The organism is Pseudomonas sp. SDO52101_S400, from assembly GCF_054071635.1.
The window spans coordinates 40,036-57,073 of record NZ_JBSVWF010000026.1 but is presented as its reverse complement, the minus strand read 5'-3'; the positions used below and the strand labels follow the sequence as shown (position 1 = coordinate 57,073).

Annotated in this window: 19 protein-coding genes; 11 read left to right on the top strand and 8 right to left on the bottom strand. The window is 60.2% G+C overall.

Features of this window, described 5'->3' with window-relative positions; translation table 11 throughout:
• Window positions 1-54 precede the first annotated feature (54 nt).
• Genes ACW9HX_RS15005 through ACW9HX_RS14980 form a run of 6 tightly spaced genes read left to right on the top strand, consistent with a single transcriptional unit; the run spans window position 55 to window position 6,094 of the window.
• On the top strand, window positions 55-2,955 hold the full coding sequence (locus ACW9HX_RS15005) for a monovalent cation/H+ antiporter subunit A (protein ID WP_457381223.1): 2,901 nt from the start codon (window positions 55-57) through the stop codon (window positions 2,953-2,955).
• Window positions 2,955-3,299 (top strand): Na+/H+ antiporter subunit C, encoded by a 345-nt coding sequence (locus ACW9HX_RS15000; protein WP_096820144.1) that lies wholly within the window; start codon window positions 2,955-2,957, stop codon window positions 3,297-3,299. The genes ACW9HX_RS15005 and ACW9HX_RS15000 overlap by 1 nt, the downstream gene beginning before the upstream one ends.
• The gene (locus ACW9HX_RS14995; RefSeq protein ID WP_457381222.1) at window positions 3,296-4,975 is read left to right on the top strand and encodes a monovalent cation/H+ antiporter subunit D; all 1,680 of its coding nucleotides are present in this window, start codon (window positions 3,296-3,298) and stop codon (window positions 4,973-4,975) included. Before ACW9HX_RS15000 ends, ACW9HX_RS14995 begins: the two co-directional genes overlap by 4 nt.
• Entirely contained in the window at window positions 4,972-5,460 is a 489-nt protein-coding gene (locus tag ACW9HX_RS14990) for a Na+/H+ antiporter subunit E (RefSeq protein WP_457381221.1), read from the top strand. Before ACW9HX_RS14995 ends, ACW9HX_RS14990 begins: the two co-directional genes overlap by 4 nt.
• Window positions 5,457-5,735, top strand: a complete 279-nt coding sequence (locus ACW9HX_RS14985; RefSeq protein WP_003225959.1) for a K+/H+ antiporter subunit F — start codon at window positions 5,457-5,459, stop codon at window positions 5,733-5,735. Before ACW9HX_RS14990 ends, ACW9HX_RS14985 begins: the two co-directional genes overlap by 4 nt.
• Window positions 5,732-6,094, top strand: a complete 363-nt coding sequence (locus tag ACW9HX_RS14980; protein WP_457381220.1) for a Na+/H+ antiporter subunit G — start codon at window positions 5,732-5,734, stop codon at window positions 6,092-6,094. Before ACW9HX_RS14985 ends, ACW9HX_RS14980 begins: the two co-directional genes overlap by 4 nt.
• Here the strand turns inward: ACW9HX_RS14980 and ACW9HX_RS14975 are convergent.
• Window positions 6,091-6,531, bottom strand: coding sequence for a DUF3995 domain-containing protein (locus ACW9HX_RS14975; protein WP_457381219.1), 441 nt, complete (start codon window positions 6,529-6,531; stop codon window positions 6,091-6,093). The genes ACW9HX_RS14980 and ACW9HX_RS14975 overlap by 4 nt on opposite strands.
• A gap of 94 nt (window positions 6,532-6,625) precedes the next feature.
• Here ACW9HX_RS14975 and ACW9HX_RS14970 point away from each other — a divergent pair, with 94 nt between their 5' ends.
• Together ACW9HX_RS14970 and ACW9HX_RS14965 are read left to right on the top strand one after the other, a co-directional pair.
• Window positions 6,626-7,012 (top strand): DUF2946 domain-containing protein, encoded by a 387-nt coding sequence (locus tag ACW9HX_RS14970; protein WP_457381218.1) that lies wholly within the window; start codon window positions 6,626-6,628, stop codon window positions 7,010-7,012.
• A 93-nt stretch (window positions 7,013-7,105) separates the two neighbouring features.
• Complete coding sequence (locus tag ACW9HX_RS14965; protein ID WP_457381217.1) at window positions 7,106-9,238, top strand: TonB-dependent receptor; 2,133 nt, start codon at window positions 7,106-7,108, stop codon at window positions 9,236-9,238.
• Window positions 9,239-9,276: 38 nt separating this feature from the next.
• On the opposite strand, the gene ACW9HX_RS14960 is transcribed toward ACW9HX_RS14965, so the two are convergent.
• From ACW9HX_RS14960 to ACW9HX_RS14950, 3 genes are all read right to left on the bottom strand, one after another.
• Entirely contained in the window at window positions 9,277-10,290 is a 1,014-nt protein-coding gene (locus ACW9HX_RS14960) for an ABC transporter substrate-binding protein (RefSeq protein ID WP_457381216.1), read from the bottom strand.
• 128 nt (window positions 10,291-10,418) lie between these two features.
• Window positions 10,419-10,616, bottom strand: coding sequence for a hypothetical protein (locus ACW9HX_RS14955; RefSeq protein WP_457381215.1), 198 nt, complete (start codon window positions 10,614-10,616; stop codon window positions 10,419-10,421).
• 5 nt (window positions 10,617-10,621) lie between these two features.
• Entirely contained in the window at window positions 10,622-11,092 is a 471-nt protein-coding gene (locus ACW9HX_RS14950) for a hypothetical protein (RefSeq protein ID WP_007950541.1), read from the bottom strand.
• 406 nt (window positions 11,093-11,498) lie between these two features.
• Here ACW9HX_RS14950 and ACW9HX_RS14945 point away from each other — a divergent pair, with 406 nt between their 5' ends.
• Window positions 11,499-11,747, top strand: coding sequence for a hypothetical protein (locus tag ACW9HX_RS14945; protein WP_457381214.1), 249 nt, complete (start codon window positions 11,499-11,501; stop codon window positions 11,745-11,747).
• A 6-nt stretch (window positions 11,748-11,753) separates the two neighbouring features.
• On the opposite strand, the gene ACW9HX_RS14940 is transcribed toward ACW9HX_RS14945, so the two are convergent.
• The 3 genes from ACW9HX_RS14940 to ACW9HX_RS14930 all read right to left on the bottom strand — a co-directional run bounded on the left by ACW9HX_RS14940 (window position 11,754) and on the right by ACW9HX_RS14930 (window position 14,306).
• Entirely contained in the window at window positions 11,754-11,957 is a 204-nt protein-coding gene (locus tag ACW9HX_RS14940; RefSeq protein ID WP_457381213.1) for a hypothetical protein, read from the bottom strand.
• A gap of 113 nt (window positions 11,958-12,070) precedes the next feature.
• The gene (locus tag ACW9HX_RS14935) at window positions 12,071-13,294 is read right to left on the bottom strand and encodes a methyl-accepting chemotaxis protein (protein ID WP_457381251.1); all 1,224 of its coding nucleotides are present in this window, start codon (window positions 13,292-13,294) and stop codon (window positions 12,071-12,073) included.
• A 607-nt stretch (window positions 13,295-13,901) separates the two neighbouring features.
• The gene (locus tag ACW9HX_RS14930) at window positions 13,902-14,306 is read right to left on the bottom strand and encodes a TraR/DksA family transcriptional regulator (protein WP_007935965.1); all 405 of its coding nucleotides are present in this window, start codon (window positions 14,304-14,306) and stop codon (window positions 13,902-13,904) included.
• Between the two features lie 410 nt (window positions 14,307-14,716).
• On the opposite strand from ACW9HX_RS14930, the gene ACW9HX_RS14925 reads away from it, so the two are divergent.
• Both ACW9HX_RS14925 and ACW9HX_RS14920 read left to right on the top strand, forming a co-directional pair.
• Window positions 14,717-15,322, top strand: a complete 606-nt coding sequence (locus ACW9HX_RS14925) for a glutathione S-transferase (protein WP_457381212.1) — start codon at window positions 14,717-14,719, stop codon at window positions 15,320-15,322.
• Between the two features lie 2 nt (window positions 15,323-15,324).
• Window positions 15,325-16,428 carry a DNA alkylation repair protein gene (locus tag ACW9HX_RS14920; RefSeq protein ID WP_457381211.1) on the top strand — a complete coding sequence of 368 codons (1,104 nt, stop codon included), beginning with the start codon at window positions 15,325-15,327 and terminating at the stop codon, window positions 16,426-16,428.
• Between the two features lie 75 nt (window positions 16,429-16,503).
• Here the strand turns inward: ACW9HX_RS14920 and ACW9HX_RS14915 are convergent, their stop codons facing one another.
• Window positions 16,504-16,953: a hypothetical protein gene (locus ACW9HX_RS14915; protein WP_457381210.1), complete on the bottom strand. Its 450-nt coding sequence runs from the start codon at window positions 16,951-16,953 to the stop codon at window positions 16,504-16,506.
• Window positions 16,954-17,038: the final 85 nt, after the last annotated feature.

Below are 17,038 nucleotides of genomic sequence, written 5' to 3'. Positions count from 1 at the left end.
GATCCGGGAGCTGGCACGTATGATGCTTCACAAACTTCCGCAGATTAGAAGCCTATGTCCCTGATAGTTCTACTGCTTCTGCCTTTTGTGGGCAGCTGTCTGGCAGCCGTGCTGCCGCACAACGCACGTAACGCCGAATCCCTGCTGGCAGGTCTGGTCGCACTGATCGGTACTGTCTCGGTCGCGCTGCTGTACCCTCAGATCGCCCACGGCGGCGTGATTCGCGAAGAATTCACGTGGCTGCCCAGCCTGGGCCTGAACTTCGTCCTGCGCATGGACGGCTTCGCCTGGCTGTTCTCGATGCTGGTGCTGGGCATCGGCACCCTCGTTTCCTTATATGCCCGTTATTACATGTCGCCGGATGACCCGGTGCCGCGTTTCTTCGCGTTCTTTCTGGCGTTCATGGGTGCCATGCTTGGATTGGTCATCTCCGGCAACCTGATCCAGATCGTGTTTTTCTGGGAGCTGACCAGCCTCTTCTCGTTCCTGTTGATCGGCTACTGGCACCACCGCCACGACGCACGACGCGGCGCCTACATGGCGCTGATGGTCACCGGTGCCGGGGGATTGTGCCTGCTGGCGGGGGTCATGATTCTCGGCCATGTGGTCGGCAGCTATGACCTGGACAAGGTCCTGGCCGCCGGCGATCAGATTCGCGCACATGCCCTCTACCCCATCCTGCTTCCCCTCATTCTTATCGGCGCCCTCAGCAAAAGCGCCCAGTTCCCCTTCCACTTCTGGCTGCCCCACGCCATGGCGGCGCCGACACCGGTTTCGGCCTATCTGCACTCGGCGACCATGGTCAAGGCCGGGGTCTTCCTGCTCGCCCGATTGTGGCCGTCGCTGTCCGGCAGTGAAGAATGGTTCTACATCGTCAGCGGCGCCGGCGCCGCCACGCTGTTGCTCGGCGCGTACTGCGCGATGTTCCAGAACGACCTCAAGGGGCTGCTGGCCTACTCGACCATCAGCCATCTCGGCCTGATCACGTTGCTGCTGGGCCTGAACAGTCCACTGGCGGCCGTCGCAGCGGTGTTCCACATTCTCAACCACGCGACCTTCAAGGCCTCGCTGTTCATGGCCGCCGGGATCATCGACCACGAAAGTGGCACCCGCGACATCCGCAAGCTCAATGGCCTGTTCAAACTGATTCCGTTCACCGCCACCCTGGCGATGGTCGCCAGTGCGTCCATGGCCGGCGTGCCATTGCTCAACGGTTTCCTGTCGAAGGAAATGTTCTTTGCCGAAACCGTGTTCATCAACGCGACTGCCTGGGTTGAGGCCGCACTGCCAATCGTAGCGACCATCGCCGGTACGTTCAGCGTCGCGTACTCGCTGCGCTTCACCGTCGACGTGTTCTTCGGCCCGACCGCCACCGACCTGCCGCACACACCGCACGAACCACCGCGCTGGATGCGTGCGCCCGTGGAGTTGCTGGTATTCACCTGTCTGCTGGTGGGGATTTTCCCGGCGCAGGTGGTCGGCCCGTTGCTGGCTGCCGCGGCGTTGCCGGTGGTGGGCGGCGTGCTGCCGGAATACAGCCTGGCGATCTGGCACGGTCTCAATGCACCGATGATCATGAGTCTGATCGCGATGTCCGGCGGCATCGTGGTCTACCTGCTGCTGCGCAATCAGCTCAAGCGTGGCCGTTTCAAATTCCCGCCACTGGTGGGCCGCTTCAACGGCAAGCGCCTGTTCGAGCGCAGCCTGGTGGCGATGATGCGCCTGGCCCGACGCCTGGAACGGCGGATCGGCACCAAACGCCTGCAAACGCAGTTGTTCTTGATGGTGCTGGCAGCAGTACTCGCCGGGCTGATCCCGATGCTGCACAGCAGCCTGAGTTGGGGTGACCGGCCAAAGATCCCTGGCTCGATCGTGTTCGTGACCCTGTGGCTGCTGGCAATCGCCTGCGCCCTCGGCGCCGCGTGGCAGGCGAAGTATCACCGTCTCGCCGCCCTGACCATGGTCAGTGTCTGCGGCCTGATGACCTGCGTGACCTTCGTCTGGTTCTCGGCGCCGGATCTGGCCCTGACGCAACTGGTGGTCGAAGTGGTGACCACGGTGCTGATCCTGCTCGGCCTGCGCTGGCTGCCACGGCGGATCGAAGAGGTTTCGCCACTGCCGAGCAGCCTGCGCAAAGCCCGTGTGCGGCGTCTGCGCGACCTGCTTCTGTCGATTGCCGTCGGTGGCGGCATGGCGCTGCTGTCCTACGCGATGCTGACCCGGCAGACACCCAACGACATTTCCTCGTTCTACCTCAGCCGCGCCCTGCCTGAAGGTGGCGGCAGCAACGTGGTCAACGTGATGCTGGTGGACTTCCGTGGCTTCGACACCCTCGGCGAAATCACGGTATTGGTGGCCGTGGCGCTGACCGTGTTCGCCCTGTTGCGTCGCTTCCGCCCACCGAAAGAAAGCCTGCAACTGCCAGCCCAGCAACGTCTGCTGGCACCGGACGTGGTCACCGATCTGGTCAACCCGCGTTCGGCCAGCGACACCGCACTCGGCTTCATGATGGTGCCGGCGGTGCTGGTGCGCCTGCTGCTGCCGATTGCACTGGTGGTGTCGTTCTACCTGTTCCTGCGCGGGCACAACCAGCCGGGCGGCGGGTTTGTCGCCGGTCTGGTGATGTCGGTGGCGTTCATCCTGCAATACATGGTCGCCGGCACCCAGTGGGTCGAGGCGCAAATGAGCCTGCGACCGCTGCGCTGGATGGGCACTGGATTGCTGTTCGCTACGGTCACCGGTCTCGGCGCGATGCTGGCGGGTTATCCGTTCCTCACCACACACACCTGGCATTTCAGCTTACCGGTGCTGGGTGACATCCATATCGCCAGCGCCTTGTTTTTTGACATCGGCGTGTATGCGGTGGTGGTCGGTTCGACGCTGTTGATCCTCACCGCACTCGCCCACCAATCGGTCCGGGGTCACAAAACCGCTGCCATCAAAGGAGCCGTCTGATGGAAGAAGTCATCGCAATCGCCATCGGAGTGCTCGCTGCCTCCGGCGTCTGGCTGATCCTGCGTCCGCGGACGTTCCAGGTGGTCATGGGCCTGTGCCTGCTGTCCTACGGCGTCAACCTGTTCATCTTCAGCATGGGTAGCCTGTTCATCGGCAAGGAGCCGAACATCAAGGACGGCGTACCTCAGGACCTGCTCAACTACACCGACCCGCTGCCTCAGGCCCTGGTGCTGACAGCCATCGTCATCAGCTTCGCCATGACCGCGCTGTTCCTGGTGGTGCTGCTCGCTTCACGGGGCCTGACCGGCACCGACCATGTGGACGGCCGGGAGCCCAAGGAATGACGGCGATGACTCACCTGATCGCCGCACCGATCCTGCTGCCGCTGCTGACCGCCGCCATCATGCTGATGCTCGGCGAAAAGCACCGGCCGCTGAAGGCGAAGATCAACCTGTTCTCCAGCCTGCTCGGCCTGGGCATTTCGGTGATGCTGCTGCAATGGACCCAGACCACCGGAGTGCCCGGCTCCATCGGCGTCTACCTGCCGGGCAACTGGCAAGTGCCGTTCGGTATCGTGCTGGTGGTCGATCGGCTATCGGCCTTGATGCTGGTGCTGACCGGGATCATCGGCGTCAGCGCCCTGCTGTTCGCCATGGCGCGTTGGGATGGCGCAGGTTCGAGCTTCCACGCACTTTTCCAGATTCAGTTGATGGGCCTGTATGGCGCGTTCCTGACGGCGGACCTGTTCAACCTGTTCGTGTTCTTTGAAGTGCTGCTCGCCGCGTCCTACGGGTTGCTGCTGCACGGCTCGGGCCGGGCGCGCGTGTCGTCGGGGCTGCATTACATTTCGATCAACCTGCTGGCCTCGTCGCTGTTCCTGATCGGCGCGGCGCTGATCTACGGCGTCACCGGCACGCTGAACATGGCCGACCTCGCGATGAAGATTCCACTGGTGCCGGAAGCCGACCGTGGTTTGCTGCACGCCGGCGCGGCGATTCTGGCGGTGGCATTCCTGGCCAAGGCCGGGATGTGGCCGTTGAACTTCTGGCTGGTGCCGGCCTACTCCTCGGCCAGCGCACCGGTCGCGGCGATGTTCGCGATCATGACCAAGGTCGGCATCTACACCTTGCTGCGCCTGTGGACGCTGCTGTTTTCCGGACAGGCCGGCGCCTCGGCCTACTTCGGCGGCGACTGGCTGATCTACGGCGGCATGGCGACCATGCTCTGCGCGGGCGTGGCAATAATCGCCGCGCAACGTCTGGAACGCATGGCCAGCCTGAGCATTCTGGTGTCGGCGGGGATTCTGCTGTCAGCCATAGGTTTTGCCCAGCCGAATCTGATCGGTGCGGCGCTGTTCTATCTGGTCAGCTCGACGCTGGCATTGAGCGCGCTGTTCCTGCTGGCGGAACTGATCGAACGTTCGCGTACCGCCATCGAAGTGCCGCTGGAAGACGAAAACGAGCTGCTGCCACGGCCTCAGCAATGGCAGCCGCCGGTAAAGGGCATCAACCTCGACGATGACCAAAAAGCCTTGGTCGGCCAGGTGATTCCGTGGACCATGGCGTTCCTCGGCCTGAGCTTCATTGCGTGCGCACTGCTGATCATCGGGATGCCGCCGCTGTCGGGGTTCATTGGCAAGCTGAGCCTGATCGGCGCCCTGCTCAACCCTCTGGGGCTTGGCACTGGCGAACCGATCTCGACTGCTGCCTGGGTGTTGCTGGCGTTGCTGATCCTCACCGGCCTCGGCTCGCTGATGGCGTTCTCGCGCTTGGGTATCCAGCGCTTCTGGTCACCGGAAGAGCGCCCATCGCCGGTCCTGCGCAAACTCGAATGCGTGCCGATCTTCCTGCTGCTCGGCCTGAGCATCGCCCTGACCTTCAAGGCTGAACCGCTGCTGCGTTACACCCAGGCCGCCGCAGATGCCCTGAACAACCCGCAGCAATACGTGATGGCGGTACTGGGCACCCGCGCTGTGCCAAGCCCGGAAGCCAAGGCTGCGCGGCTGGAGGTGCAACCATGAAGCGTCTGTTTCCTGCTCCGTGGTTGTCGCTTGCGCTCTGGTTGCTGTGGCTGGTGTTGAACCTGTCGATCAGCCCAGGGAACCTGCTGCTGGGAGCTGTACTGGGTTTCTGTGCACCGCTGATGATGCGCAAACTGCGCCCGCAACAGATCCACATTCGCCGTCCCGGCACGATCCTGCGTCTGTTCCTGTTGGTTGGGCGCGACGTGGTCGTTTCCAACCTGGCCGTGGCCTGGGGCGTGCTCAACGCCGGTCGCCGACCGCCCCGCTCACGCTTCATCAAGGTGCCGCTGGACCTGCGCGATGCCCACGGTCTGGCGGCGCTGTCGATGATCTGTACGGTCGTGCCCGGCACAGTCTGGTCGGAACTGGCGCTGGATCGCAGCATTCTGTTGCTGCACGTCTGGGATCTGGATGACGAGGCGCAATTCATCCAGCACTTCAAGGTCACTTACGAGCGGCCGTTGATGGAGATTTTCGAATGAGCCCGCTGCTATCGAATGCGATTCTGCTGACGCTGTTCCTGTTCTCGCTGGCGATGGTGCTGACGCTGATTCGCCTGTTCAAAGGGCCGTCGGCACAGGACCGGGTACTGGCGCTGGACTACCTGTACATCGTCGCCATGCTGATGATGCTGACCCTGGGGATTCGCTACTCCAGTGACACCTATTTCGAAGCGGCGCTGCTGATCGCGCTGTTCGGCTTCGTCGGCTCGTTTGCCCTGGCGAAGTTCCTGCTGCGTGGCGAGGTGATCGAATGAACACTGAATTGTCTCTGTGGGTGGAAATCCCGGTCGCGATCCTGCTGGTGCTCAGCGGCGTGTTTGCCCTGATTGGCGCGACCGGGTTACTGCGGATGAAGGATTACTTCCAACGCATGCACCCGCCGGCGCTGGCCTCGACCCTGGGCGCCTGGTGCGTGGCACTGGCATCGATCATCTGCTTTTCCGCGCTCAAGTCCGGGCCGGTGCTGCACGCGTGGCTGATCCCGATTCTGCTGTCGATCACCGTGCCGGTGACCACCCTGCTGCTGGCGCGTGCTGCGCTGTTCCGCAAGCGCATGGCCGGGGATGATGTGCCGGCCGAAGTGAGCAGCCGGCGCACCGAGAGCGGCAGCTAGATCCAGGCAACGGCCAACAGCCCGGCTCCCAAGACCAGACACAGCGGCGAATAAACCCAAGTGTCGAGCCGGGCAAACCGCGAACCCTTCACTTCCTTGAAAAAGCCCACCAGCTCCGAATCGCCGATCGCTCTCGCAAACATCAGCAGCGCAATCGCGCTGATCACCCACTGCAACGCCCAGTGATGCACCGGCGAAAACCACCAGCCCACCCTCATGCACACCAGTGCGGCAATCAGTAGCAGGGCCGCCGCTACCACAAGCGTGATCCAGCCTGACGGCTTGAACGCCGGCCTGAGGGTCAGCCCGCCGTTATCCACCGGAACCTGCGGTATCACCGCCACGGCCGCCCACTGCCCACCCATCGCCCAATACACATGCATCAGGCTGATCGCCGCAAATATCGTCACCAGCCATTGAGCCAACACAAAGGTCATGGTCGAGAATCCTTGAAAGGGATCTGAACAAAACATCCTAGTCGGCATTTTTACATGTGCACGACCGGTCGGCGGTGCGGTAAAGTGCCGCCCCATGAAATTCACCCGTTCCGATCGCTCACTGCTGGCCTGGATGCTCTATTGCTGCGTCCTGTTCAACGTGTTCGCCTGCAGTATCGGTCACGGACAAATGGTCGGGATGCAGCTCAACGGTATCGGCGGCCAATTCTGCGCCGTCGACCCGAGCACCCAGGCGCCGCTCGCGTCCAATCCTTCCGAAGAAAAACTGCCGACCCTGGCCAAAGCCTTTGGCTGTCCGCTGTGCTCCACCGGCGGCATGGGCCCGGCGTTCAACTCCAGCCTGACCCTGGCAATCCTGCCGGAACAACACAGCCCGCCACTGCCGGTCATCGTCAGCGCCGACCTCCCTGCCCGCTTCATCTGGCCTTCAGCCAATCCTCGCGCCCCGCCGCTCGCCTGAGTGACTTTGCCTTTTTGATTTGTCAGCCCACTGCGCCAACGCGCGGCGTTCGCCTGTGCGCTGACTCCTAGACAAGCATTCAGGATTCAATCGATGAAACAACTTACCTTGCTGGCGAGCCTGTGCGGCTGCCTGTCCGTCAACGCCTGGGCACAATCCACCGTGGATCTGGCGCCGATCACCATTGACGGCGAGTCCAGCGCCGAACCCGGACTGAGCCTCGACCAGTCCAGCGGCATGGCTTCACGCCTCGGTTTGAGCGTGCGCGACACTCCGGCCTCGGTGGCCATCGCCAACCGCAACGACATCGAGCGCCATGGCGCGCAGAACTTTCAGGACGCGGCCAACACCTTGCCTGGGGTGAACGCCAGCGCCCCGCCGGGGTTTGGCGGTTTCGTCTCCTATCGCGGTTTTACCAGCAGCCAGATCACCCAGATGTTCAACGGCGTCAATGTCTCCGGCGGACTGGCGCGGCCGGTGGACTCGTGGATTTATGACCGGGTGGAACTGGTCGGCGGCCCATCGTCACTGATCAACGGCGCCGGCTCGGTCGGTGGTTCTCTGAACTACGTGACCAAACTCGCCACTCGCGACGAGCAAGCCGCCGAAGGCCGGGTCAGCTACGGCACCTACGACACCACCGAAACCGCGTTCGGCCTCAATCACGCGCTGACCGCCCCCGGCGCCGACGTGCAGCACTACGCGCGTCTCGACGTCAGCCACAACACCAGCAACGGCTACATCGACCGCCAGGAGCGCGATGCCTGGAGTATGGCCTTCTCGCTGCTCAGCGACCTGACGCCAAACCTGTCGCACACCCTGGCTCTGGAATATCAGGACGAACATGAAAACAGCCCGTACTGGGGCACACCGGTGCTCAACCCCAAGGCCGGCGAATTGAAGATCGACAGGCACAACCGCTTCAACAACTACAACGTCGAGGACGGCCGCTACGAGCAGCGGACGATCTGGGTGCGCTCGATCATCGATTACCGGATCAACGACAGCACCACCCTGCGCAACACGCTCTATCACCTCGACAGCCAGCGTGATTACCGCAACCTCGAAACCTACCAGTACAACGCCGACAACAGTGCCGTGAACCGCTCCACGGCCTATCAGGTGCGACATCAGGGTGAGCAGGACGGCAACCAGTTCGAATTGCGCCACGACAACACCCTGTTCGGTCTCGACACCACCTGGTCCGGCGGCTTCGAATACAAGGTCAACCAGACCACCAACTCTCCGCTCAACGTCAAAGGTGCGAGCACCGTGGACCCGAACAACTATCGCCCGGGGTATTTCTACGACATACCGGGGACGAAGCCGGGTTTTGTCAGCGACAAGACGAACGAGGTCACAACCAAAGCGTTGTTCGCCGAAAACCGCCTGGCACTGACCGACAAGCTTTCGTTGCTTACAGGCCTGCGCTATGACGACATCGACCTGAACGTGACCAACCATCGCACGGTGACGGCGAGCAACCCGCGCCATCTCAAGCGCAGCTGGGAACCCGTCACCGGGCGCGTCGGCCTGACCTACCAGTTCATTCCGTCAGCCAATGTGTATGTGCAATACAGCACCGCCGCCGAGCAGCCGAGCGGTACACAAAATTTCGATGTTTCAACGGGCAAGCAATGGGAAATCGGCAGCAAGTTCGACTACCTGAATGGCCGCGGCTCGGCGACAGTAGCGGCGTACACCATCGAGCGAAAAGACTTTGCCGTCACCGATCCACTGGACCCGACCAACAGCATTCCGGTCGGCCAGCAGACGTCCAAAGGCATCGAGATTGCCAGCTCACTGCGGATCACCGACAGGTTGCTGGCCGAGGGCAACTTCGCCTGGGTCGATGCGCAGTACGACGAGTTCAACGAGAAGAACGCCGCTGGCGTAGTGGTTTCACGCAAGGGCAATACGCCGACCAACGTGCCGGATCGGGTCGGCAATCTGTGGCTGACCTATGACTTTTCACCACAATGGCAAGGCGGGGTTGACGCGCGGTACGTGGCGTCGGTGTATGCGGACAATGCCAACACCATGACCGTGCCGTCGTACACGTTGTTCGGGAGTTTCCTCAGCTACAAGGTAGATTCGCACACCACCGTCACCGGCCGGGTGCGCAACCTGACGAACGAGGTGTATGCCGAGTTCGCTCACGTGTCGCCTGCGTATTACCTCGGCACACCACGTACCTTTGAACTGGCGGTGCAGACCCGGTTCTGATCAAGCCAGGCGAGGGAGCACGCTCCCTCGCCACAATCCTACAAGCCCGCCTGAACCTTCTCCGCCACATCTTTCGGCAACCACGCCTGCCACACATCCGGATGGACCTTCATGAACGCCATCGCCGCTTCCCGTGGCGGAGTGTGCTTCTCGCTCATCTCGGCCAATGCCTTGTTCAAATCCTCGATTGGAAAATCGACTTTGCTGAAGAACGACGCAATCTGCGGATATTGCTTCTGAAACGGTGCAGATACTCCGATCGACAGTTTCGACGCCAATGAGCGGGTCGGTTTCGGGTTGGGATTGTCGGCGTCAGTCAGGGTCTTCCAGGCCTCGGCATCGAACGGCGGCTCTTCCAGTTGCACCAGTTTGAATTTGCCGAGCAATGGCGTCGGCGACCAGTAATAGAACAGTACCGGTTTGCCTCGGCGGATCGACGAGGTTATTTCGGCATCCAGCGCCGCACCGGAACCGCTGCGGAAATTGGTGAAGTCATCCTGCAGCCCATAAGCCGTGAGCTTCTGCTTGTTCACCACTTCCGAGGTCCAGCCGATCGGACTATTGAGGAAGCGCCCCTTGCCGGGATTTTCCGGGTCCTTGAACACGTCCTTGTACTTCTTCAGATCACTGACACTGCGCAGGTCCGGCGCCAGGGGCTTGATGCCTTTGGCAGCATCGCCCTTGATCACGTATTCCGGCACCCACCAGCCTTCGGTGGCACCCTTGACCGTATCACCCAGGCTGGCGACCTTGCCTTCGGCCTCGGCCTTGACCCACACCGGACTGCGCCCGGCCCACTCCTCGCCGATGACCTGGATGTCATTGTTGGCCAGTGCGGTTTCCAGGGTAATGGTAGTGCCTGGCAACGTGTCGGTCGGCAAGCCATAACCCTTCTCGACGATGATCCGCAGGACATCGGTAATCAGGCTGCCGCTTTCCCAGTTCAGGTCGGCAAAGTGGATCGGGGTCTGCGCTGCATTGACCGCTGGCATCGCCGTCGTCAAGCCGAATGCGACCAGAACCGCGACCAGCAACCGTCGAAATCCGTTCATGCTTTTGCACCTCGTGCTGTTCACAGCAATAGCAGGATGGCCTGACAGAAGACCGCAAGCCTATGAATACTCAGTCAACTGACTGTAGACGAGGTTCCTGCTTTTTCAGGGGCATGACACGGACGAGGCTACTTTTCAGATATTTCCTTCAAGCGTTGAAGCTCGCGTCTGACCATGCTGGCGTATTCAGCAGGCTGCAAAGCGTAGATCTGCGAGGCGACCCAACCGAGCCAGGCGCCTTTCAACTCAGCCCTGGCATCGAACAGGCGCCGGGCTTCATCGCGAGCGCTGTCGAGGTTCTGCAAGTGGAAATCGGCGCGACTCACGCCCGTCACTCGCTGGCCTTGAAGGTCACCAGTTCGCCCTTGCGCCACTTGGCGGCTTTGGCGGTGACAGCTTTCAGCGTTTTGGTCAGACCTTCCTGCAATTGCTCATTGGCGGCGAACACAGTGACCGCGCTATGACCTTCCTTGAACACGATGGCATGGCCGTCGGCCGTGGTGACGAAGGCATAGTCGCCGAGGCCGTACACCGTCATTTTGATCTCGCGAAAACGGATGTCCATCTTGCCGCCTTCACGACTGGGCAATACCGAAGCGCTGAAATGATCGCCGACCTTGAGCTTGAGGCCAGGCTTGTCATCGACCACCAATGCGCTTTCGGTGTCGATTTCGGCAACGTAAATGCCTTCGGCGTTTTGCTCGGTGATGTAAACAAAACGCGATTGAAACTGCTTGACCAGCTTTGCCCGCAAATCACCCAGCACGAACAAAGCATGCATATCGAGGTTACTGACTGCCAAAGAAACATCCCCACACTTGAAAGAGTGCCGCACGCGAAAAACGCGCACGACAGTTAAAACGGCCAGGCCGATGGTGTTGCGCGATGACTCGAATAAAAGCCTGAACGAGCCAAGTGCTCATTCAACGCGAGGTTCACAAGACTACTGGAATGCCACTCGCGAAACCTGCAAAGACGTTCTCCAAATGTTGAAGGAAATCGCCTCACGGTCGGCCAGAGAAAACTGACTACGAACTTTAGGGAAAAAACTCACCAAGAAAAGCACTTTTCCGACATATCGCACGCAAAAAATTGCTTTAGATAACGTCATGCCGTCAACAGGTGTTGGCGATTCTAGAGCAGCGACGCTGCTCGCGACTACCCGCAACCGTCTGTAAATGCGGGTCAATCCATGAAAAGGACTTCATATGTGCACTTTGACCCATTTTGCCGCAGCCCACGAACCAACCTTTGTCTCGAATGGCCCGAACGTTGTGACTGACTACGCACCAGGGCAGTCTGGCCGGGAGCCGCTGTTCCAGGTGATCCCGGCCGGCAACGCCTTTTTCCATATCAGGGAAAAGTCGACAGGTCGCGTCAGAGGTTTCCGCGAGGATCACAACGCCGCCTGTGCCCTCGCCCGTTCGCTGGAATCGCGGGCGGTGCACAGCCATTAAGCGCAATCAGTGCAGGCTGTCACCGGGTGCGGCGCCCAGTTGCGCAAGCCACGCAGCTCTGCACTCCTCTGCCTCGCCGCGACTGGCGAAGGCCGTCCCCCGGCGCTCGCCATTGAGCAGCACCACCCAGCAGACACTTTGTCCCATCGCACGCAGCCCGGCCGGAACACCGCTGCCGATCATCACCGCGACATCGACTCTGCATTGCATGCTGACCTCCCGAATTCATTAGCAACCTAACTATGAAGGCATGTTAATGATTTGGATCAAGAGGAAACAGCAACGTCCGTGCACAGCTTAATTGCAGTTCCGGCAACAATGTGTCAGCGCGGACTCTCCGGTTTGTACCCCAACCGCAAGCCACCCCAATGCCGGCCTTTGACCATGATCGGTACCGACAAGTCGTGCATCAGCTCGCCAGTATCGCGGGTGTAGGTCTGCAACAGCACCGGTTGCTGATGGCTGCCGCAGCGAATACCGGTGCGGTCGGCGAACTTGCGTTTGGTGCGATTGTGCACCGTATCGGTCTGCGCATCGCCGGTCAGCGGCTGGCTGAACGCCTGATTGTGCGTCGGCACATAACCCTGCTGTGTGCAGGCAATGGCGAACACCAGACCTTCGTGGCGCAGCAGCAAGGGTTCCTGAATCGCTGGCAGCACCTGATCGGTGTAGCGGTCGAAACGGGTCTGAAACTTGGCAGGCTGGGTGTTCGGAATCGGCTGATACTGGCGGTCGAACAAGTCCTCGAGGCTGATCCGGCCCTGCTCGACATCAGCCTCGAATCGCGCGGCAATCTGGCCCGCGCCTTCGCGGGCCAGGTCGTAAATGCGCTGGTGATAGTCATCCAGACCGACCTCGGCCAGGCGCTCGCTGATGGTTTCCGCCTGCCCCTCCATCTGCACGGCCGCTTCGGCCAGGCGCCGAGTCTGTTGATCACTGATCGCCAGATCGCTGCGCATTTGCTCGATGGCGGTGAACAGACTGTCGAGTTGTTCGCGATTGGTCTCGGCGCCACGGGCGATTTCGCCGACCTGGGTTTCCACCCCGGCAGCCAGTCGTGCGATGTTTTCCAGGTGCTGACCGGTGTGTTCAACCTGCTCGACACCGGTGTGCAAATCGTCGGAGAGCTGGCGGATCTGCTCTACAACCTGCGCCGTGCGTTGCTGAATGTCGGCGACCATCTCGCCCACTTCACCCGTCGCTGTCGCGGTACGCGCCGCCAGACCACGAACCTCGTCCGCGACCACCGCAAAACCGCGCCCATGCTCACCGGCCCGGGCCGCTTCGATGGCGGCGTTCAGCGCCAGAAGATTGGTCTGGCTGGCGATTGACTGAATCACCAGGGTCACACGCTGGATGTCGTCGCTGCGCTGGCTCAGCGCTTCGATCAACTCACGGCTGGTATTGGCGCGTTGACTGAGTTGATGCATGCGCGAGATGGAATCCACCAGCTCGGTTCGCCCCGCCGCACTGCTGTGATGGGCCTCACTGGCAGCGCCCAGCGCTTCACGGCTGAGTTGGGAAGTGGCTTGTTCGGTGGCGATCATCACTTCTGCGTTGTTGACGATCTGCGCGGCAGCGTCGAGTTGCGATTGCAGTTTGCCAGCCAGTTCCTTGACGGAAAACGCCACACCGGCGGCTGACAGCGCGTTATGACTGGTGGTGTAGGAAAGATCGCGAGTCAGCTCGGACATCGCGTTGTTGCTGTCGACCGGTTGCGTATCGCGGACAGCACGGGAACGCAGGCGCGGCAGCCAGACAATCAGCACCGCCAGCGGCATGCTCACGTATAACGGCCATTCGCCCAGGGTCATCCCGGCCAGCAACAACATCAGGGCGATGCTTTGCAGGGTCGGCGCGAGCCAGCGATTCTTCGGCAAAACAACTGGTGCAGGCAGAGCCGCAACCAGAGATCCATCTCTCGTCATTTTGTTACCCCACGCTTGTTCTCATTGTTGTGGCTGCATTAAACGCCACTACAAGGCCATTATCCATGGTCCGTTAGTCGTGGGTCTGTGACAGGTCAATGGAATGTGCGGGGATTTCTGGCAGACGAGAAAAAGCAAAGATCGCAGCCTTCTGTAGCTTCAAAAGAAGCTGCAGAAGGCTGCGATCTTTTCGCGACGACCCGCACTGAAGGGGTCGCCTCAGGAATCAGGCCTGACGCTGGTGCTTGTCGATCTGCTCGTGACGCTCTTGAGCTTCGATGCAGTACTTGGTGGTCGGGCTGATCAGCAGGCGTTTCAGGCCGATAGGCTCACCGCTGTCGTCGCACCAGCCAAAGCTGTCTTCCTTGATACGCTCAAGGGCCTGTTCCAGTTGCGGCAGCATGCGCTGGTCGCGATCGATCGCGTTTACCAGCCAGGTGCGCTCTTCTTCCACCGAGGCGGCGTCGGCCGGGTCAGCCGGGGTGTCCAGGCTCTCGATGGCAATACGGTTCTGCTCAATGCGCTCATGGGTTTCGACTTTCATGTTCTGCAACAGCTCGCTGAAGAAAGCGTGTTGCTCGGCATTCATGTAGTCATCTGCCGGCATGGCCAGCAACTTGTCCTTTGTCATTGATATCTCTATAAAAAAACGTGCATTAAGGCGAATTAGGGAGCGTTCCGGCGAACCGTCTGGGTCATCGGAAAGGCATCGTTTATTGCAAACGCCACCCGGCACTCAATTTACGAAGGGGCGGCAGTCTAAGGCCCGTTTGAGGCCTCAGCAACTGTAAATACAGGGAATTTGTCCGACAAAGCCCGGAAAGTGCTCTGACACAGGCTTCACGGCGGTCATCGGAGTGCGTTTATAGCAAGAAATTCAGTCGAGCGGATGTATATAGAAGACAAACGGCGAACGGCCGCGGCGCTTTGTCGCAATTTATTGCAGTAGCTGACCGCAAAACCAGCCCGGTCCAGGGACTGACAATCCCTGCAACCTCAGCTACGTTATGCCCTCCCCGGTTCGACTTGAAGGAACGCGTCATGAAACTGATCGGCATGCTGGACTCCCCTTACGTGCGCCGCGTGGCGATCTCCGCGAAGTGCCTGGGGATCGAACTCGAACACGACCCGGTGTCGGTGTTTCGCCACTTCGAACGATTCCAGCAGATCAACCCGGTGGTCAAGGCGCCGACCCTGGTCCTTGACGATGGCGAAGTGCTGATCGACTCGACGCTGATCCTCGACTACCTCGAAGCCCTGTCCGGCAAAACCCTGCTGCCGTCCGACTTATCGCAACGGGTCAAAGCCCTGCGCCTGATCGGCCTCGGTCTCGCCGCCTGCGAAAAAGCCGTGCAGCTTTACTACGAGCGCAACCTGCGCCCGACCGACATTCAATATCAGCCATGGGTCGAACGCGTTGAAGGCCAACTCGCCGCCGCCTTCACCGCCCTCGAACACGAACTGCAAAAACATCCACTGCCCACCGACGGCACTCTCCAGCAGGACGGCATCACCCTCGCTGTGGCCTGGAGCTTCACCGGCCTCGTCGTCCCCGACCAGATCGACGCTCAACGCTTCCCGCGCATCGCCCAATACACCGCGTACGCCGAAGGCACTCAGGCGTTCATCAGCACCCCGATGACCTGACCATGAGCACCACCGAAACCGCCGCCCCGGCCCTGAAAGAAATCTTCAATGCCGAACGCCTGCAACACATCGCCACCGAAATGAGCGCCGTGTACCCGTCGTTCAAGGCCAAGGCTTTTCTCAAGCACGCCAACGACGGCCTCGCCGACCTCTCCGTCATGCAACGCATGGCCCGCGTCAGCGAAAGCCTGCACGCCGTGCTGCCACTGGACTACGAAAACTCCCTCGATGTCTTGCGCGAACTCGCCCCACGACTGAACAGCGGCTTCGTCAGCATGAGCCTGCCGCACTACGTCGCCCGCTACGGCGCGCACGCGTTCGACACCTCGATGGAAGCCCTGAAGTACTTCACTACTTTCGGCTCCTCCGAATTCGCCATCCGCCACTTCCTGCGCAGCGACCTGAAACGCTCGCTGGAACGGATGCACGATTGGGCGCGGGACGAAAACCACCACGTCCGAAGACTCGCCAGCGAAGGCAGCCGCCCTCGCCTGCCATGGTCTTTTCGCCTGGAACCGGTGCAGGCAAACCCGCACTTGGCCGCCGGGATTCTTGATCGATTGAAGGCGGACGAGAGTTTGTACGTTCGCAAGTCCGTGGCGAATCATTTGAATGACGTGACCAAGGAACATCCGGAATGGGTGCTGGATGCGGTTGAGGGCTGGGCGCTGGAGAACAGGCACACGGCGTGGATCGCCAAACATGCGTTGCGGAGTCTGATCAAACAGGGGGATCTGCGGGCGCTCACCGTTATTGGTGCGGGGGCCAAGGCTGAGGTTGAGTTGCTGGATGTGAAGGTTGAACCGGCGGTTGTGCGGCTTGGGGAGACGATCACGTTGTCGTTCACCGTCCGGTCGTTGGTGCCGGTGGAGCAGCGGTTGGTGATTGATTATGCGATTGACTATGTGAAGGCGAATGGCGGGACGTCGACCAAGGTTTTCAAGTTGAAGACGTTGGAGTTGGCGGGGTTTGGGAGTGAGGTTGTGGCGCGCAGGCAAGTGATCAAGGATTTCACTACGCGCAAGCACTATGCGGGGGAGCATTCGGTGCATGTGATGGTTAATGGGGAGCGGTTGGGGAGTGCTGTCGTTGAAATACTCACTTGACAGACGTCAGAACAGTCTGCGCTCTAGTTCCATGGGAACATGGGTGAACCCTGAATATCTGGCAAGCAAATCGCTTCACCACCAAGAAGGAGCGTGTGATGAAGCCTTGAATTCAAGACCCTTCATGTCACCGAGCAGAGAGCTATCCTTAATCAAAATAACCCCTTCGTGAAATATGACGCTCACGCTCCAATCAACCCTTTCGGGAAGATAAATGCACAAACTGTCGCACTCACCGAGAAGGGAGCTTTCATTTAGGTAAATATTTTTAATCAAGTCATCGGTCATTCGGAGTCGCCCGGTGCGTCTACCGACAATATGATTAGGATAGGTTGTGACCGGCATGGCATCTGCGGTGACGCGTGAGCTGATGTCAAAGCCAGCTATTCGATCAACACCCGACTCTGGATAAAGCCAAATCACTAATTCAAGTCGCGTCCGACTCAGAAGATTAGAAACAAATAGGATCTGCCTGTTGAAACTGCGCTCTGTGATGTAAAGCACCTCAGCTACTTTAGCTGCCATTTTCGATCCTCTACTTGCCCTGCACATCGAGCGTAGACCGGAATTCAGCAACTGTTTTGCGAGGAACAAAATCACTTCTGATTTA

Excerpts from the sequence above, each read along its gene's own strand:
- ACW9HX_RS14960 (WP_457381216.1), bottom strand. The coding sequence starts at position 10,290 with ATGAACGGATTTCGACGGTTGCTGGTCGCGGTTCTGGTCGCATTCGGC.
- ACW9HX_RS14975 (WP_457381219.1), bottom strand. The coding sequence starts at position 6,531 with ATGACCTTTGTGTTGGCTCAATGGCTGGTGACGATATTTGCGGCGATC.
- ACW9HX_RS14980 (WP_457381220.1), top strand. The coding sequence starts at position 5,732 with ATGAACACTGAATTGTCTCTGTGGGTGGAAATCCCGGTCGCGATCCTG.
- ACW9HX_RS14930 (WP_007935965.1), bottom strand. The coding sequence starts at position 14,306 with ATGACAAAGGACAAGTTGCTGGCCATGCCGGCAGATGACTACATGAAT.
- ACW9HX_RS15005 (WP_457381223.1), top strand. The coding sequence starts at position 55 with ATGTCCCTGATAGTTCTACTGCTTCTGCCTTTTGTGGGCAGCTGTCTG.
- ACW9HX_RS14965 (WP_457381217.1), top strand. The coding sequence starts at position 7,106 with ATGAAACAACTTACCTTGCTGGCGAGCCTGTGCGGCTGCCTGTCCGTC.
- ACW9HX_RS14970 (WP_457381218.1), top strand. The coding sequence starts at position 6,626 with ATGAAATTCACCCGTTCCGATCGCTCACTGCTGGCCTGGATGCTCTAT.
- ACW9HX_RS15000 (WP_096820144.1), top strand. The coding sequence starts at position 2,955 with ATGGAAGAAGTCATCGCAATCGCCATCGGAGTGCTCGCTGCCTCCGGC.
- ACW9HX_RS14935 (WP_457381251.1), bottom strand. The coding sequence starts at position 13,294 with ATGATCGCCACCGAACAAGCCACTTCCCAACTCAGCCGTGAAGCGCTG.
- ACW9HX_RS14925 (WP_457381212.1), top strand. The coding sequence starts at position 14,717 with ATGAAACTGATCGGCATGCTGGACTCCCCTTACGTGCGCCGCGTGGCG.
- ACW9HX_RS14995 (WP_457381222.1), top strand. The coding sequence starts at position 3,296 with ATGACGGCGATGACTCACCTGATCGCCGCACCGATCCTGCTGCCGCTG.
- ACW9HX_RS14945 (WP_457381214.1), top strand. The coding sequence starts at position 11,499 with ATGTGCACTTTGACCCATTTTGCCGCAGCCCACGAACCAACCTTTGTC.
- ACW9HX_RS14920 (WP_457381211.1), top strand. The coding sequence starts at position 15,325 with ATGAGCACCACCGAAACCGCCGCCCCGGCCCTGAAAGAAATCTTCAAT.
- ACW9HX_RS14990 (WP_457381221.1), top strand. The coding sequence starts at position 4,972 with ATGAAGCGTCTGTTTCCTGCTCCGTGGTTGTCGCTTGCGCTCTGGTTG.
- ACW9HX_RS14985 (WP_003225959.1), top strand. The coding sequence starts at position 5,457 with ATGAGCCCGCTGCTATCGAATGCGATTCTGCTGACGCTGTTCCTGTTC.
- ACW9HX_RS14940 (WP_457381213.1), bottom strand. The coding sequence starts at position 11,957 with ATGCAATGCAGAGTCGATGTCGCGGTGATGATCGGCAGCGGTGTTCCG.
- ACW9HX_RS14915 (WP_457381210.1), bottom strand. The coding sequence starts at position 16,953 with ATGGCAGCTAAAGTAGCTGAGGTGCTTTACATCACAGAGCGCAGTTTC.